Below are 16619 nucleotides of genomic sequence, written 5' to 3' on the forward strand. Positions count from 1 at the left end.
ACTCTTTTCCTGTTTAAATTTCTATGTTAAACACCCCTAAGGATTCTGCTAATGTTGTATAGAGTGGCAAAAATCCAAATGAAGTTTTAAAACAGGGTTCAGTATCAATCTTTATGAAAAGAGCCTTTTAAAACCAAGACAAACGTACAAGCAACCCAGTCCAAGAGTGAATAGTCTATTAAGAATTTAAATGTTAGGAGGATGAAGATGTCACAATATTATCATCAATGTCGACGTTATCAAGGTCAAGTAGTGACAGTTAAATGTAGAGACGGTTCTTCACATCACGGAAGAATTGTAAGAGTGTCTCCAAGTCATGTATATATCCAATCCAATAACAGAGGCGGACTAGGTGGATTTGGAATGGGCTTTTATGGTGGTTATGGCGGGTACTATGGTGGTTATAGACCCTACGCTGTACCACTCGCATTCGTTACAGGAATAGTACTAGGCGGACTACTATTCTGGTAAAACGAAAAGCGGAACCGGCTCGGTCAGCTCCGACAAGCATATGACAGTTTCCGCAAGAGGTCGCTCTTTGACCTCTGGAGGAAAATGACTTATGACTCGAGGAGCTAGCCGGTGTAGCTAGACAACGAAAAGCGAAACCGGCTCGTTCAGCTCCGACAAGCATATGACGGGTTTCGCAAGAGGTCGCTCTTTGACCTCTGGAGAAAAACGGCTTATGACTCGAGGAGCTAGCCGGTGTAGCTAGACAAGAAAAGCGAAACCGGCTCGTTTAGCTCCGACAAGCATAAGACGGGTTTCGCAAGAGGTCGCTCTTTGACCTCTGGAGAAACACGGCTGAGGACTCGAGGAGCTAGCCGGTGTCGCTAGACAAGAAAAGCGAAACCGGCTCGTTTAGCTCCGATAAGCATAAGACGGGTTTCGCAAGAGGTCGCTCTTTGACCTCTGGAGTAAAACGGCTTTTGACTCGAGGAGCTAGCCGGTGTAGCTAGTCAAGAAAAGCGAAACCGGCTCGTTTAGCTCCGATAAGCATAAGACGGGTTTCGCAAGAGGTCGCTCTATGACCTCTGGAGAAAAACGGCTTGTGACTCGAGGAGCTAGCCGGTGTAGCTAGACAATGAAAAGCGAAACCGGCTCGTTTAGCTCCGACAAGCATAAGACGGGTTTCGCAAGAGGTCGCTCTTTGACCTCTGGAGAAAAACGGCTTATGACTCGAGGAGCTAGCCGGTGTAGCTAGACAATGAAAAGCGAAACCGGCTCGTTTAGCTCCGACAATAGAAGTAGGAAGGAAATATATAATTCCTTTTGTAAAGAATGTTGCTTAAAGCAAGTAAGTATACATCTCGTTCACAAACCTGTTAAATAATAATCGTTGCAAATGTGCTATAGTTATATGGTATAGTTTATGTGAACGAGGTGTGTAATATGAAAATAATGGTATTACCTATTATAACCATGCTATTCCTAGCGGGATGTTCTAATGATTCGCAGTCAACGACAAACGAGCAATCACAGAATGAAGAATCTCATCAGCATGAAAAACCCTCTTTTTACCAAGGGGATATTAGAGAAGAGACAAGCTCTGTTTCAGAGTTGCCGTCTTTTTTAAATAATAAATCAGAAGAAATAAACTTAATCTATTCTGCGGCTGCCCAGCATCAGGAGCTTTTAGAGCATATACCCTGCTACTGTGGGTGTGGAACGTCGGTTGGACATAAAAGCAGTTTTGAATGCTTTGTGCATGAAGTTAATGAAGATGGAACAATTGAATGGGATGACCATGGTACACGATGTGGCGTATGCCTAGAAATAGCTGCTACTTCCGTCCTGGAGTACAAGGAAGGCAAGTCTATAAAGGAAATCAGAACATTGATAGATGATCTCTATAAGGAGGGCTTTTCTACTCCTACGCCCACTCCAATGCCGCCCTCAGATTAAATTTAATACAGAATCTGAGAATATTTTTGAGAAACTGTTGTACTAAAAAGAGTATTGAAAGAATGGTTCCGATAGCCTTTAAATTGAATGTACTTCCTTACCTACTCAGGTCCTGAAAGAAATAAAACGAAAAGACTGTAGGCAGATTCGATATCCATCGAGATTGCCTACAGTCTTAATTTTTAGCATATTTTATTTTATTTTCTTATTCCGCAAAATACATCAACGCTAATGCGCCTGGTCCTGTGTGAGTAGAGATGACAGGTGTGGTAAAGGAAATTTGTGTGTCTTCAAATCCAGATACCTCTTTTAGGGAATCTTTTAAGGTTTCTGCAAGCTTTAAACATCCTGCATGGGCAATTCCAACACTTTTAACTGTTTTTCCTGCAACATCTTCTTTAAATTGTTTGGTAAAAAATTTGATCACTTGTGAGTGGCTTCGAACTTTGTTAACAGGTGTGTATACTCCATCTGCAAGAGAAGCAATCGGCTTTATGTTAAGCATTGAGCCTAATAGAGCCTTCCCTCGACCAATGCGGCCACCTTTTACTAAGTTCTCTAATGTATCTACCATAATATAGAGATCGGTATTATCACGAATTGATTCAATTCTATCGAGTATTTCCTCAACTGACTTTCCGTTCTTCGCCATTTTTGCAGCTTCTACCACTTGAAAAGAAAGGGCAAAGGAAATAAAACGAGAGTCTATTACGGTCACATCTGCTTCAGATATTTGCGCCGCACTTTCCGCTGAAGAAACCGTACCACTCATCCCTCCAGTCATATGGATAGATAAGATTTTGCTTCCATTTTTCCCTAATTCATTATAAGTTTCTACAAACGTACCAACTGAAGGTTGGGAACTCTTAGGCAGTTCTTTGGAAGTTTTCATTTTTCCCATAAATTCATCCGGCTTAATGCCAAACCTGTCTATGTATGAATTCCCATCGATAAGAATGGATAAAGGTACTATTTTAATGTCTAATTCATCAATAATGGATTGATCGATATCCAGTGTAGAATCTGTTACTATTTTTACATTTGTCATAAATTCACTTCCCCAATATAGCCTTATATTTTATTATACCTACATCTTTCGCTTGTTCAAACAAAATTATCATAATTTTTCATATGTAAATTGGTTTTGTCACAGATTTTGTCACAGAATGTTTTAATTCTGTATTAATGCAAAAAAAATAACAGGGATATTTTTTCCCTGTCCATATTATCACATAGTGCTGGTTTAAGCATTACTTTTTAAAATGTCTGTCTTAACTACTTTACAATAATCTGGCCACTTTAATACTTTTTGAAGATACTCTCGAAAGGAATAGACTGGTTTCGGTTCTTTCTCTGATAGTATTTTCGATAAAAAAGCTTGAAGCCTTACACGAACCATAAAGTGATATGTGCTATCGTCCTCCAGTACTGGAATTTCAATGACTTTTACCTTCTGTCCCTTTTCAACCGTGAACTCTAGGCTTTTCCATAGCAAAATATCAATCCTCTTTTTTCACCCGATTACATTTATTATACCCGAAATTTCTATAAAAATGCTACTCTTTCTTTAGACAAAAAGCAACATTTTACAGGGGCTCAATACAGCTGGAATAATTGTTTTTTGGGGAATTTATCTCGGACGAAACAAGATAGGATTCCATTAAATTCTCGTCAAAAGGAGTTAGTAGCGATGCTAATTGGGAAAGGTCCTTTTGTTTCTGTTCAATCCACATACTTTCGTGTTCTTTCTTTAATATTGCTGGCATTCGGTTATGTACCTTATCCACTAGGCTATTGGGGATGGTTGTAATGACTGTACAACTTACAATTTCTTCTTCACCTTTATTCCATCGATCCCATAGTCCCGCAAAAGCAAATGGTTCACCATTTTTCATTACAAACCTGACCGGTTGTTTTTTTCCCTCCACCAGCTTCCACTCATAAAAGCTATCTGCTATAATGAGGCATCTCCTTCTTTCTAAAAGATTGCGAAAGCTTACTTTTTCCTGTAAGGTTTCTGCCCTTGCATTGATCATTTTACTTCCGATACGCTTGTCCTTTGACCAACTTGGGATAAGTCCCCATTGCAAAAAGCCCGCCCTTTTTTTACCAAAAGTAGATCCTTCCACTAATGAAAGGACCTGTTGAGCAGGAGCGACATTATAACTTATTTCGTAATCTAGACTTTGAATATTTTCTATAAAAAATCGTTCTTCTAGTTTATGTAGTTCTGTAGTTAAGGAAAACCTTCCACACATATGGATTACCTCCTTTTTTATTCTTCAAATGTACCTTTCACTAGTACTTTTCCATTTAGGACCATTACCTTTCCTTTGGCAATCACGGTCTGAATGTTTAAGGTATCTTGGTCTAATATAACAAGATCTGCGTCTTTTCCAATTGAAATAGTCCCTTTATTTCCAAGCTTTAATATTTTTGCCGGATTCTGAGTAATTACTCTTATAGCAATTTCAAGTGGAATGTTTTCTTCGAGAACAGCCTTTCTAACTGCTTGATATAATGAACGTACTTGTCCGACCTGAAGTCCAATAAGCTCCCCTGTTTTGTTAAATTCCGGTAGGCTCGCTTGTCCGTCTGAAGTAAAGGTGATCTGATCGATTGGAACACCTGAATCAAGCATCTCTTTAAGACCATGGTTGCAAGTGACTTCCCCATTATCAAGAAAATTCTGAACCGTACTTGTTGTAAAATCCACATAGCCGCCTCTTTTTGCGTAGCCTATTCCTGCCTCAAATAGACCTCTATTTCTATTAATGTGAGTGGGATAGAATTGACTAATAGGAATATCCGTTTCGTCCACTACCCTTTCTATTAATGATAGCTTCGTCGGACTATCTCCTACGTGAATATTTACAATTCCTCCTTTACCAGAAAGCATTCCTCCAACCCTTGCACTTGCAGCTATTTTGGCTATTTCATTTAATGTAGGTTGTGAAGAACGGTGATCAGCTATCGCGATTTCTCCCACACCGATAATCTTATCGATAAGAATAAGGTCATTCTCAATTGTATCTGTTAAAGTTTTTACTGGAACTTGATAAGATCCTGTGTGCACAAAGCACGTTATCCCTTCCTCTTCTAACCCACGAGCCTTTGCGACAAGGTTTCCCATTGTTCTTGTTGTTCCATCCGTTCCAAGCACACCTACAATGGTCGTTATGCCACTAGTCGTAGCGTCTGTTAACTTCAGTTCCGGTGTTCGCGTATGATAGCTACCTTCTCCACCTCCACCGGTGATGTGAACATGACTATCAATAAAGCCTGGAACTAGTAATTTTCCAGTACCGTCTATAACTTCTACATTCTTATAATTAGTTTGAAGAGTAATCTCTTTCTCTATTGCTCCTATTTTGCTTCCAATAAGTAAAACGTCTTGTGTTCCAAGATTTTCAGGCGCATACATTTGAATATTTTTAATAACTTTTATCATATTTTCATCCCCTTTAGTACTTAATATATCAAACAAGCACATATTGGCAAACACCTTAGAATAATCTTCATATGAAGAAAGAAGCCACTCCAAAGGCTTGGCTTCTTTTTAAAAGGCTTAAGTTTATAAATTGTTTTGAATCATCTTTTGAACTGTAATATTTAGCTCGTTTGCATCAATTTTATCATCTTCTGAAAAGAAAATCGGGTCTCCTATTGTAATGGTAACATTACTTGGTTTAAAGCCGAATTTACTTTCTTCCATAATTTTATAGGAACCAGAGATGGAAATCGGGACAACAGGCACTCTGCTCTCAGTAGCAAGCTTTAAGCCACCCTTCTTGAATTCTCCCATTGACTCCCCTTTGCTTCGAGTGCCTTCAGGAAAAATCACTAGGGAATGGCCTTTTTTTAAGGTCGCAATGCCATCGCGTATGGATTGAACTGCTTTTCTTCTATCACTTCGATCAATAAACACACAATTCATCGCTTCCATCCATCTAGGTATAAATGGAATTTTTTTTACCTCTACTTTTGAAATAAATCCTAAAGGCTTTTCCAGGAAGCCAATCAAAATGGGAACATCAAAGTTTCCCTGATGATTGCTAACAAATAGAACTGCACCTTTTGGGATTTTCTCTTCCCCGATAACATTAATATTAGACCCAGTTATTTCTACTAATCGCTTAGCCCAGGTTTTTGGTTTTTGATGAATTATAGCATCTCTTTTTTCTGTTGGTATGTCCGAGTCTAAATTTTTCACTCTTTTAATGGTTGGCAGGCTATACAATAAATAACCAAAAAAGAAGACAAACCACCAAGCTGTTCTTATCATTCTTTTCTCCCCTAAGCAGTAGATTCTACTCTTTTATATACTTTAAAATAATAATCATATGGGTTGCTTTCATTTTTAACTCCCTTTTCACTTGAAAGCAACTCCCATTCACCATTAACTAATGAAGGGAAATAGGTATCTCCATCAAACTCTTCGTCAATATAAGTTAGATATAAGGTGTTCGCAAAAGGAAGTGCTTGCTTGTATATTTCCCCTCCGCCCATGACGAAAATTTCTTCTTCAATTGAAATCCAGTCTTTTAGCATATCCATGGATGTAACCGTTTCACAGCCATCTATCATTACCCTGCTGTCTCTGGTCAGTATGATATTTTTTCTATTCGGAAGCGGTTTTCCGATAGATTCGAAAGTTTTTCTTCCCATCACAACCGTCGATCCTGTTGTCACTCTCTTAAAATAAGCAAGGTCCGCAGGTATCCTCCATGGCATCTTATTACCATTTCCAATTAGCCCATTTCTATCGGTTGCTACAATAACAGAAATCATACACTTACAACCCCTTTAATAAGTGGATGCGGGTCATAGCCTACCAGGTTAAAATCCTCAAATTTAAAGTCAAATATAGAAGTGACCTCTTTGTTGATTTCCATTCTCGGCAATTGCTTAGGTTCTCTGCTAAGCTGTAATTTGACTTGTTCGATATGATTGGAATAGATATGGGCATCACCCAGAGTATGAACAAAATCACCAGGTTCGAGGTCACATACCTGCGCTATCATCATTGTTAATAAAGCATAGGATGCGATATTAAATGGCACCCCAAGGAAAACATCAGCAGATCTCTGATATAACTGGCACGACAACTTTCCTTCTGCAACATAGAACTGAAACATTGTATGACACGGAGGAAGAGCCATAGAGTCTACGTTAGCAACATTCCATGCTGATACTATCATTCTTCTAGAATCCGGGGTGTTTTTTATCTGATCAATCACTTTGGTAATTTGGTCTATTGATTGACCATCAGGTGTTGGCCATGATCTCCATTGAAATCCGTAGACAGGGCCAAGGTCGCCATTTTCATCCGCCCATTCGTTCCAAATGCGGACGCCATTCTCCTGGAGGTATTTGACGTTCGTATCGCCACTGAGAAACCAAAGTAACTCATGGATAATTGATTTAAGGTGTATTTTTTTTGTGGTAACTAAAGGGAACCCTTCACTAAGGTTATAGCGCATTTGATACCCAAATGTGCTTAACGTGCCTGTACCAGTTCTATCTTCTTTTTTTGTTCCATTATGTAAAATATGTTGACTAAGATCTAAATATTGCTTCATTTCTTCACCTCATATGCTATAATCGACCTTTCTATTCTACCATATTAAAGCAGTAGGCAGTTGATTTGACTCATGAAAAAAAGCATTCCTTATAAAGGAAAATGCTTTAATGACGGATTTCTGTGAGAAGTATTTCTTTCGTGATAGGAGCAACCTCAAGATTTTTTAAGAAAAGGAACGTCTTGGGTGCATTTTTAGCTATTTCAAATCGAGACTTTTCATTTAAATAATACATCGCAAATACCTCTGCAAAGTACTCCTCAGGAAAATGCAAAAAATATTGCTTTTCAGGGAATAGGAGGTGCGCTTCCTCTTTCCAAATACTTAAATAGGTTTGGTTTAAACGCACATTTCCCAAAACATACCGATCGATAGAATGAGCAAGCTCGTGCAACTCCAAATTAGCCGAGCCGTGACCCATGCCTTTGTTACTGTGACCTATTTTTGCTAATACCAGCTTTGATCCTCCAATACCGGGTACATTCTCCCAGTTAGATCCTTTCGCACTGTAGCCCCGTGGTTTATCACCTTGTAGATGTTCAAAGCCTTGAACATCTGTCAGATTGCCCTTAAAAAGATAAAGGTGAACATTCTGATTAACAAGGACATTTAAAATTGGAGCAGGTATTTTGGACACTCGATGAATCATCTGCGCTGCTTCCTCTTCGGAAAATTCGCTAGCAGGAAGATACACTAAGCTGTTCATTAACTCTCGGTTAGGAAGCTCACTAAGGTAGCTTTCAAGTAAAGGAGAATGATAGCTTTTAAGTTGAATAGCATCAATACTTGCATAAACTTTCCAATAGACTGGAAATATGGTAAATGTTAATAAAATTGCGACAGCCAAAACACGTCTATTCATATTCCATCGCCCTCTCATGCTGTAAAATCTGAGTTGCTCCAGCCCTAAAATTCTAATTTTCTGATAATATAAATCTACTATATCATTTTTCCTTTGTAATTTAAATGATATTTTTGTAAAAAAGGTTTAATAAAGAGTTAAAAAGGGTAATAAAATATTTCCAATTTGGTCGATGAAAAAGTAGGAAGCTAAACTTAAATTTCAAAAAAAGGCTCTGCAAAACACCACCGTTGATTTCCGCAAAAGATAACCGTTCCACGTTGCGGTGGCGGTGGCGGAGCCTCCACCTCTGCGCCTGCTTCGGGGATCTCTAGCCTGCCACCCCGGACGTGGAGTTTCGGGCATTATGCTCTAATTATCGCTAGAGAAGTACTATTATCAACACTAATCTTTAACAAAGCCAAAAAAAGCAGGTAAATTCGGTTTGGAATTTACCTGCTTTTTATAATGTTTAATAATTTATTTGGAATAAGTAGAAAAAGTAGAACAGCTTGCTCATAAGAGTAGATCCACTTATGTTTAGGCTTATTTAAAAACTTACTCCACCTAACTTAACCATTTGGGTGGCATGTTTTTGGCCCAAAAGATGGAGCCTAGTACATGGTGCTCCTGAAACTGATCGTGGTAAGTGTGGTAGTGAAAATTAAACCAATATCCTTCTTTCGGCGGGTTGTCTTTTCTTACATGAAAGCGAACGACATCTTGCCCCGAAACAGTATGATAGATGTGAAAGATCTTTTCACTGTCTCCACCTGTAGGTGATTCGGATATGGTTAAATTGCTTAGATCCTCTGTTGGGTGTTCTAGTGCAAGGGTTGTAATTACCTCTTCCATTTTAGGGAATATAACATCTTGAAATTCGTCTTCTATTACTGGAGCTATTTTTGTACCGAATTTCGTCATGCTCTGAAGTTTCGCTTGTTCTACTGCGAAAGTTAAGAACGCTTCTTGGGTAACTTGATTATCAATAGATTCATATATTCCTGATGCAAAACTATCAATTTCATTGTCTTTTATATCACTGAAATTCGTATCATCAGAAGTTTCATCGGCAAATAAATAGGCAGGTGGTGAAACAGTACCGAACGTCAACGCAGTTATGAGGACAACTAAAGATTTCTTTAACCATTTCGGCATGGTAATCTACCTTTCTTTTATGTAGATATGTTGATTTTGAAAGCAATTCTAGTATATCATAAATGTAAGAAAATTATATCAATTCAAGGTTTATTTATAAATTATGATTCCTTTTTCCTAATTCTTTGAGAACTTTTATAATGTTAATATATTTTAGTTCATTTATTTAGCTTTTTTTGTTAATATTAAGAAAAGCGTTATCAAAGTACATATAAAATTACGCTAAACGAATCGAATTGCAATTAAAGTGCTTAATGGAGGTTGTATAAATGGCTGATGTATTATTAATCATCACTTCTTTTGTAACATTGGGAATTTTAACTTATTTATGTGTAGCTGATTGAAAAAAAGAACTCGTGTGGTAGCTGATACCTGCACGAGTTCTTTTTATTGATTGTGTTCTTTATTTAGCTGCGCTTCGTACTTTTTCTACTTGAATCACGTGGAGAGCCGTCGACTTTACTGTAACTAGTAGTACCTTGACCTTCTAGTTCTGGAGAGGATAAACCTACACTTCCTGGTTTTTTTCTTGGTTTACTCATATACCTTAACCTCCTACTATAAATTCTACAGCAAGAAATCTGCTGTATTTTCAATATTAGGATGCCCAACACAATTAAATTTTCTCCCAAAACCCGTAATGAAATTTGGCTGTCTTGCGTTTAATTGTTTTAAAACCGTGCTGTTGAAACCGCTCACTTTGCCACTGATCTTTTAGGACCACTCGTTTGTTCGCAACCCTTTTGGCTTCTGTTATCGCATATTCCTGTATATCCTCATAATGAACCACTCTTCTTATAGACTTTATCCCGGAGGATTCCTCTATCTTTTTTTCGAACATTGGGTCAAAATAGACGACATCATAGCTGTTGTTTGGAAGCTTAATTAAAATATCCAGATGATTTCCTTGAATAACTTCTATTCGTTGCATGGCATTCTGTGTTTTTTCATTTTCCATTTTCCACATCTTTAAGCCTGTTTGGACAAGGTAAGCAAGAAATCGATTCTCTTCTATTCCCGTTACTCTTCCATTATCACCTGTTGCGAGACTGGCGATTATACTGTCAGAGCCAAGGCCAAGTGTGCAATCTAAAAAACGCATCCCTGTTTTCAAACCGGTAGCTTGTAAAAAAGGCTCGATTTCTCCTGCATACCACCTTTTTGCTCGAAATGCCGCACTGTTAGGATGAAAAAAGATAGGGTTCTCCTGACCAATTTGATACCATTCAAACCGGACTTTCCCTATAACTAAAATATCCTCATTGTATTCTAACTGCAGCATCGGTATAGATTTTTTATTACGGGGAAAATAAGCTACATTCAAATCATTTGCAACTTGAGTAGCAAAATTTATCATCGCATTATCGCTTCTACCTGCTGTAGTGACAATCATAATATTTCTCCTTGAGCATCTATTAAATTTAAAAGGATGCGCACCTTCATGTACACATCCTTTGATTCATATCTTTCTAACAGTTTTTCTCAAATGCTTCTTGAAGATTTGTCATAATATTTTCCATCGAATTTCCTTCGATATCATGACGATGGATAAAATGAACCACTTCTTTCCCCTTTAGTATTGCCATTGAAGGAGAGGATGGTGGGATATCCCCAAAAGCTTCTCTCATCTTACTTGTAGCTTCTTTATCTTGACCTGCAAAAACGGTGACAAGATGATCAGGTGCTTTTTCTCCCTGCAAGATAGCTTGCGTTGCTGACGGACGTGCTAACCCTGCAGCACAACCACAAACAGAATTCACAACAACTAAAGTTGTTCCTTCTACCGTTTCAAAGAAAGATTCGACTGCTTCACTTGTTCTTAACTCCTGAAATCCTGCTCTTGTTAACTCATCTCTCATTGGTTTTACTAATTGCTGCATGTATTCTTCATAAGCCATCGACATTATTATTTCCTCCTCCTAATTGTTACGTTCAGTCATTTGCTTCCAGACAGAACCTTTTGCTTCTTCTCCACCTTCGATACGTTGGATTGCCATTTTTACTTGCATGCTAACTTCAAATTCCTGATCATCTTCCGCTTCGTGGAGTGCAGCTAAGGCACTCTCATCTCCCACCTCATATAAGAACATTGCCGCTCTCCAGCGAACAAGCTTATTTTTATCTTTTAATGCGTCAATCATAGCAGGCATTGCTGCTTTATCTCCTAAATCAGAGAGGCAATCTCCAGCCGTTCTTCTGACCGTAACCGACTTGTCTTGGAGGGCTTTAGTTAGGTAAGAGAGTATATCTGATTCTTCCAGCATCCCAAAATAAACCGTAGCCAAACGGCGAATCGAGCCCTTTTCATCTTCAAGCGCTTTTGCTAGTACAGGAATATCCTCTTCTGTCGGATCCATCTGATCCAGGGCTGCAAATCTCTTAGACCAATCAGGGTCCTCAAGCATCTCCATTGTTACTTTATAGCGTTGCTTAGGCTTGATTGCATTATCCTGTTGCCCTGCAGCTTGCTGTTTCACCATTTTCTGTAATCTTTCTTCCGTATATGTAGCAGAAATTTCTTCTACTATTTCATTACCTACTGCATCCAGCTCTCCATAACGTACACCGTGTTCTTTCCATTCACGTTCTAAAACAACATTATCCTGATTAGCTTGTGCAGTTAAAATAGTATTCATAAACCGTTCAGGTAAACCCACACGTTTTTCTTGTTCTCCATCAGTTAGCTTCACTTGCATCGGAATACCCTGGAATATTTGAAGAAAAACCTTTACTTCCCCGAAGCCTGCATAAGGACTACCACCTTTGTCTGCACTGTTTTCTTCTGTTTCTCCAAAGGCTTTTCTCACATCCGCTAGAATCCCTTTCCAATCAAAACGGGCATTACGCTCTACTGCAAGAAAATCTGCAACATGATAGACACCTTTGACCCCATCAATTTGTAAGATTTCCTGAACGATTTCTGGTGCTTGAGAACTATTGTTCAGTGAATAATTATTCCTTGCCCCTGCAGGTAATTCTTCGCTTAGAATGACTTTCATTGTATTCGGACTTGGGGTAGGTTCAATTGCTTTTATTTTCATGAGAATCACTCCTTTTCAAGGCTATGTTTAACAACGCTGTTGATTTCCGTAAAAGGCTGCTCTTTCCGTTGGGCGGTACTGGAGCCTTTTACTCCAACTATCAGCTAGAGAGACACTATTACCAAAACTTATCTTTAACTTGAATATAAACGAAATAATCATCTCTTGTTTAATGGTAGCACAAGAATATGTCTCTTTAAATTAATTAGTTTTAATCTTGGGCATTTATCTTTTCCACTTTTTCACAGAGTTCTTCCCATCTTTTCATCAGTTCTTGTAGCAGCTCGTTATTATCTTCCTGTTCTTTTAACCTCTTGCTTACTTGCTCGTAATCGCTTCCCGCTTTTGCGATTTCGCTTTCGATTGTTTCGAGTTTTTCTTCCACCAGCATAATTCTTTCCTCTATAGTCTCCCAATCCTTTTGTTCCTGGTAACTCAGCTTTAGAGATTTGGACTTTGAGCGAGACAGCTGATTTTCTTTCACAGACTGCTCTAACTGTTTTTCTTCCTGACGCTTACGTTGCTGATCCATAACGTAATCAGAATACTCGCCAAAAATACGTTTTAATGTTCCTTTACCTTCTAGAATTACAAGTTCATCTACTACTTTATCAAGAAAATAACGATCATGGGATACAGTAATAACCACACCAGGAAATTCTTCTAAGTAAGCTTCTAGAATAGTCAATGTTTCCGTATCTAAATCATTGGTGGGCTCATCTAGTAGCAGTACATTGGGTTGGGACATTAAGATTCTAAGCAAATAAAGTCTTTTTCGCTCTCCGCCCGATAATTTTCTTATTGGTGTACCATGCGATGAAGAAGGAAACAAAAAGCGTTCTAACAGCTGCGAAGCACTTATATGGCCACCATCCTCGCTTTTAATAACTTCCGCTTCTTCTTTGACATACTCAATCATTCGTTGGTCTAAATTCATTTCTTCCTGTTCTTGCGTATAATAACCAACTTTAACCGTAACTCCGGTATCAAGTTCCCCGTGATCTGGCTTTATCTTACCAACTAGAAGATTCAATAGACTAGACTTTCCTACTCCATTAGGTCCTACAATACCAATCCGATCTTTTTGTTTAATTAACAGGTTAGCATGGTCTAAAATAATTTTTTCGCCAAACTGAAGACTTACTTCTTTAAGTTCCATCACTTTTTTCCCAAGTCTTGCTGAACCTGTTATCAGCTCTAAGTCTGCCGAACCAGTAGAGGAAGATACCTTTTCATCAAGATCTTCAAAACGCTTAATTCTAGCTTTTTGCTTAGTGGTTCTAGCCTTCGCGCCTTTTCTCATCCATTCAAGCTCTTGACGGTATAGGCTCTTTTGCTTTGCTTCCGTTTTTTCCATATCTTCAAGTCTTATCGCCTTCGCTTCAAGATAATCACCATAGTTACCATTGTAGGAATATAGTGCTCCGTTATGAAGTTCAAAGATTTTGTTGCTTACTCGATCAAGAAAGTACCGATCATGTGTTACTAGGAGAACTGCTCCTCGATATTTATTTAAGTAATCCTCCAACCATTCAATTGCTTCAAAATCAAGATGATTGGTAGGCTCATCTAAAATCAGCAAATCCGCTGACTCGATAAGGGTTTGCGCTAGGGCTACTCGTTTTTTCTGTCCACCTGAAAGGTTTCCTATAGTAAGACTGACGTCATTCATACCAAGCTTGTTCAAAATTGCTTTTGAATCGGCGCTTGCATCCCAGGCTTGCAGCTGATCCATTTGCTGCTGTAGGGTTGTTAACTCCTCATGAAGTTCTTCCTTGGTAGGATCTTCTTGCACTTGAGTTAAACAAGCTTCGTACTTTTTTATCGTTGTATTCATCTGGCTATCTTTACTAAAGATTTGTTCCATAACCGTCAATTCATCACTCAGTTCTGGCTGTTGTGGCAAAAAACCGATGCTATAGTCGTTTGAAGTGGTTATAGTTCCGTTGTCTGTTGTCTCGATACCAGCAATTATTTTAAGAAGAGTAGACTTTCCTGTGCCGTTGACCCCAATCAAGCCTACTCGTTCTTTTTCCTGGATACTAAAAGATACAGAATGTAGTAGAACTTTCTCTACATATGTTTTAGATAGGTTATCCCCAATTAGCATTTTCATCGTTAAATTTCATTCCATTCTTTCATAAATTGTTCAACAAAATTCTCCATATATTTATGACGCTCTTCTGCAATTTCTTTTGCTGCTTTTGTATGTAAAGTTTCTTTTAACAAGAAAAGTTTTTCGTGGAAATGATTGATTGCTGTTGATTTCTCTTTGCGGTATTGTTCATAACTCATGGAATCACGCACAGGAATATCAGGATCGTACATTGCTTGGCTTTTGGCACCTGAATACATAAATGTACGTGCAATGCCGACTGCACCAATAGCATCGAGTCTATCTGCATCCTGAACAATGCGACTTTCCATACATTGTAGATCGAGACCATTTCCACCCTTGTATCCTATATTCTCAATAATATGGATCATGTCCTCTATATATTTTTCCTGCATCCCAAGGTTTCGTAATAAGCTAACCACTTCTTGATGTGCCTCATCTTTATCTAATATCAGTTTGTCATCGATAACATCATGAAGGAGAGCGATTAATTCTACCTTCAAAGAATCTACATCTTCCTGCTTGGCTATATGTAAAGCGAGCTTTCTAACTCTAAAAATATGATGCCAATCATGACCGGTTGTGTCATCTTGGAACTTCGAACGTACAAACGCTTCCACTGTTTCTATCACTAATTTGGTCCCCTTTTTAATCTGTAACTTTTTTATCTGCTTCTATTTTAACATGTCTTCCTTAATTTCTATAATAAAGAGGGTCGGATCTCTCTCTCACCTTCTTCAAATGGGGACATATACATGTTAAGAGAGCAGGGCTTTTAGCTATAAAAAAAGCTAACTGCAATTGAGGATCTTTTTATCTCATTTGCAATCAGCCGTATAGGAGGTTAGTTAGATGCTGTACCGAAATCATTCGAAAATTGGCACTGCATGGATAGGTACTCATGTTATTGTTATTCGTTGCAACTTTCTGACAGATGAACTTCTCTCCATTTATAAAAGTGATCATGCACCCATAGAGCCAGTAAGTCCTTCATGCACAGAAACACTTTCTCGCCTAATGAGTATTGGCTATCAATTGAATGGTGCTTTTCCTTTAAATACCTCTGATATCCAATACGTATTAATTTATAAGTAAACTTACTCGTTATACCAAGAGATACCAAGCGTGTCTACCCCTGCATGAACAGCTACGGAAGTTGCAAGTGGATAAGAATTTATCGGAATGTGAGGATATTTTCTCCTAAGATCCTCTACCAATTCATTTGCTTGCTCTACATTTGTCCCACATAGTACAAATAATTCTTTAATAGTAGAGTTTGCATTAGCTTCTTCTAAATACCCTAATATCTTTGACAACGCTTTCTTTTCTGTACGTACCTTTTCAAAGACAGAAAGTTTTCCATCCTCTATTCTAATAATAGGTTTAATTTGCAAAATACTACCTAAAAGTTTTTGTACTCCAGACATCCTCCCACTTCTATGAAGCTGTTCTAGGCTTCCTATTAGAACATAGATGTCACATTTATCAGATAGGTCATTTAACAAATCGAGTGTTTCTTCTAATGTGCTTCCGGACTCATAATGTTCGATCCCTCTTTTCACCATTGCTGAAATAGGGAAAGAAATAACCTTCGAATCTACTGTATGAACAGGAATCTCCACAAGGTCCTTTGCTTGCATACTAGAAGAAACTGTACCGCTCAGGTGACTCGAAAGATGAACGGAGATAATTCTGTCATAAGACTCAGCAAGTTTATTGTAGAGCTCCACAAAGGCGCCAACTGAGGGCTGGGATGTTTTAGGTGGTATCGGGCTTGATATTAGCTTTGTGTAAAAGTCCTCCAGTGATAAGGTTACCCCATCCAAATACTCCTCTCCATCAAAATATACGTTCATCGGTATGCTGTAAACGTCAGGGTGATTAGTCAACATCACGTCCAAAAAAGCCGTACTATCAGTAACCCATGCAATCTTCTCCATCGTTATTCCCCCAATTTCATTTCATGTATTAATTAT

The 16619-nt window shown here is 38.3% G+C and carries 19 protein-coding genes; 3 read left to right on the forward strand and 16 right to left on the reverse strand.

What is annotated here, in order from left to right; all coding sequences use genetic code 11:
• The first annotated feature begins 207 nt into the window (after positions 1-207).
• Positions 208-471 (forward strand): hypothetical protein, encoded by a 264-nt coding sequence (locus K9B36_RS10120; RefSeq protein ID WP_223701933.1) that lies wholly within the window; start codon positions 208-210, stop codon positions 469-471.
• 921 nt (positions 472-1392) lie between these two features.
• A complete protein-coding gene (locus K9B36_RS10125) occupies positions 1393-1905 on the forward strand; it encodes a PCYCGC domain-containing protein (protein WP_223701934.1) in 513 nt (170 codons plus the stop codon).
• 205 nt (positions 1906-2110) lie between these two features.
• On the opposite strand, the gene K9B36_RS10130 is transcribed toward K9B36_RS10125, so the two are convergent.
• The 15 genes from K9B36_RS10130 to K9B36_RS10200 form a co-directional block, all read right to left on the reverse strand.
• Positions 2111-2953, reverse strand: a complete 843-nt coding sequence (locus tag K9B36_RS10130) for a DegV family protein (RefSeq protein ID WP_223701935.1) — start codon at positions 2951-2953, stop codon at positions 2111-2113.
• Positions 2954-3148: 195 nt separating this feature from the next.
• Positions 3149-3400 (reverse strand): DUF2535 family protein, encoded by a 252-nt coding sequence (locus K9B36_RS10135; RefSeq protein WP_223701936.1) that lies wholly within the window; start codon positions 3398-3400, stop codon positions 3149-3151.
• A gap of 91 nt (positions 3401-3491) precedes the next feature.
• Positions 3492-4163, reverse strand: a complete 672-nt coding sequence (locus K9B36_RS10140) for an SOS response-associated peptidase (protein ID WP_223701937.1) — start codon at positions 4161-4163, stop codon at positions 3492-3494.
• 17 nt (positions 4164-4180) lie between these two features.
• Positions 4181-5356, reverse strand: a complete 1176-nt coding sequence (gene iadA / locus K9B36_RS10145) for a beta-aspartyl-peptidase (RefSeq protein WP_223701938.1) — start codon at positions 5354-5356, stop codon at positions 4181-4183.
• A 123-nt stretch (positions 5357-5479) separates the two neighbouring features.
• On the reverse strand, positions 5480-6190 hold the full coding sequence (locus K9B36_RS10150; RefSeq protein WP_223701939.1) for a lysophospholipid acyltransferase family protein: 711 nt from the start codon (positions 6188-6190) through the stop codon (positions 5480-5482).
• Between the two features lie 11 nt (positions 6191-6201).
• Positions 6202-6696, reverse strand: a complete 495-nt coding sequence (locus tag K9B36_RS10155) for a dihydrofolate reductase (protein WP_223701940.1) — start codon at positions 6694-6696, stop codon at positions 6202-6204.
• Complete coding sequence (locus tag K9B36_RS10160; RefSeq protein WP_223701941.1) at positions 6693-7487, reverse strand: thymidylate synthase; 795 nt, start codon at positions 7485-7487, stop codon at positions 6693-6695. The genes K9B36_RS10155 and K9B36_RS10160 overlap by 4 nt, the downstream gene beginning before the upstream one ends.
• 106 nt (positions 7488-7593) lie before the next feature.
• Positions 7594-8349, reverse strand: a complete 756-nt coding sequence (locus tag K9B36_RS10165; RefSeq protein ID WP_223701942.1) for an anthrax toxin lethal factor-related metalloendopeptidase — start codon at positions 8347-8349, stop codon at positions 7594-7596.
• A gap of 546 nt (positions 8350-8895) precedes the next feature.
• On the reverse strand, positions 8896-9486 hold the full coding sequence (locus K9B36_RS10170; RefSeq protein WP_223701943.1) for a YpjP family protein: 591 nt from the start codon (positions 9484-9486) through the stop codon (positions 8896-8898).
• Positions 9487-9893: 407 nt separating this feature from the next.
• Positions 9894-10028 carry a YuzL family protein gene (locus K9B36_RS10175; protein WP_223701944.1) on the reverse strand — a complete coding sequence of 45 codons (135 nt, stop codon included), beginning with the start codon at positions 10026-10028 and terminating at the stop codon, positions 9894-9896.
• A 74-nt stretch (positions 10029-10102) separates the two neighbouring features.
• Positions 10103-10879: a class I SAM-dependent methyltransferase gene (locus tag K9B36_RS10180; RefSeq protein ID WP_223701945.1), complete on the reverse strand. Its 777-nt coding sequence runs from the start codon at positions 10877-10879 to the stop codon at positions 10103-10105.
• A 76-nt stretch (positions 10880-10955) separates the two neighbouring features.
• Positions 10956-11390 carry a BrxA/BrxB family bacilliredoxin gene (locus tag K9B36_RS10185; RefSeq protein ID WP_223701946.1) on the reverse strand — a complete coding sequence of 145 codons (435 nt, stop codon included), beginning with the start codon at positions 11388-11390 and terminating at the stop codon, positions 10956-10958.
• Positions 11391-11405: 15 nt separating this feature from the next.
• Positions 11406-12527: a conserved virulence factor C family protein gene (locus tag K9B36_RS10190; protein ID WP_223701947.1), complete on the reverse strand. Its 1122-nt coding sequence runs from the start codon at positions 12525-12527 to the stop codon at positions 11406-11408.
• Positions 12528-12738: 211 nt separating this feature from the next.
• Positions 12739-14643: an ABC-F family ATP-binding cassette domain-containing protein gene (locus K9B36_RS10195; protein ID WP_223701948.1), complete on the reverse strand. Its 1905-nt coding sequence runs from the start codon at positions 14641-14643 to the stop codon at positions 12739-12741.
• Between the two features lie 2 nt (positions 14644-14645).
• Entirely contained in the window at positions 14646-15275 is a 630-nt protein-coding gene (locus tag K9B36_RS10200) for an HD domain-containing protein (protein WP_223701949.1), read from the reverse strand.
• A gap of 220 nt (positions 15276-15495) precedes the next feature.
• On the opposite strand from K9B36_RS10200, the gene K9B36_RS10205 reads away from it, so the two are divergent.
• A complete protein-coding gene (locus tag K9B36_RS10205; RefSeq protein WP_223701950.1) occupies positions 15496-15738 on the forward strand; it encodes a hypothetical protein in 243 nt (80 codons plus the stop codon).
• A 2-nt stretch (positions 15739-15740) separates the two neighbouring features.
• On the opposite strand, the gene K9B36_RS10210 is transcribed toward K9B36_RS10205, so the two are convergent.
• Positions 15741-16583 carry a DegV family protein gene (locus K9B36_RS10210; protein WP_223701951.1) on the reverse strand — a complete coding sequence of 281 codons (843 nt, stop codon included), beginning with the start codon at positions 16581-16583 and terminating at the stop codon, positions 15741-15743.
• Positions 16584-16619 lie beyond the last annotated feature (36 nt).

This window comes from Sutcliffiella deserti, assembly GCF_020037475.1.
Taxonomy (GTDB): domain Bacteria; phylum Bacillota; class Bacilli; order Bacillales; family Bacillaceae_I; genus Sutcliffiella_A; species Sutcliffiella_A deserti.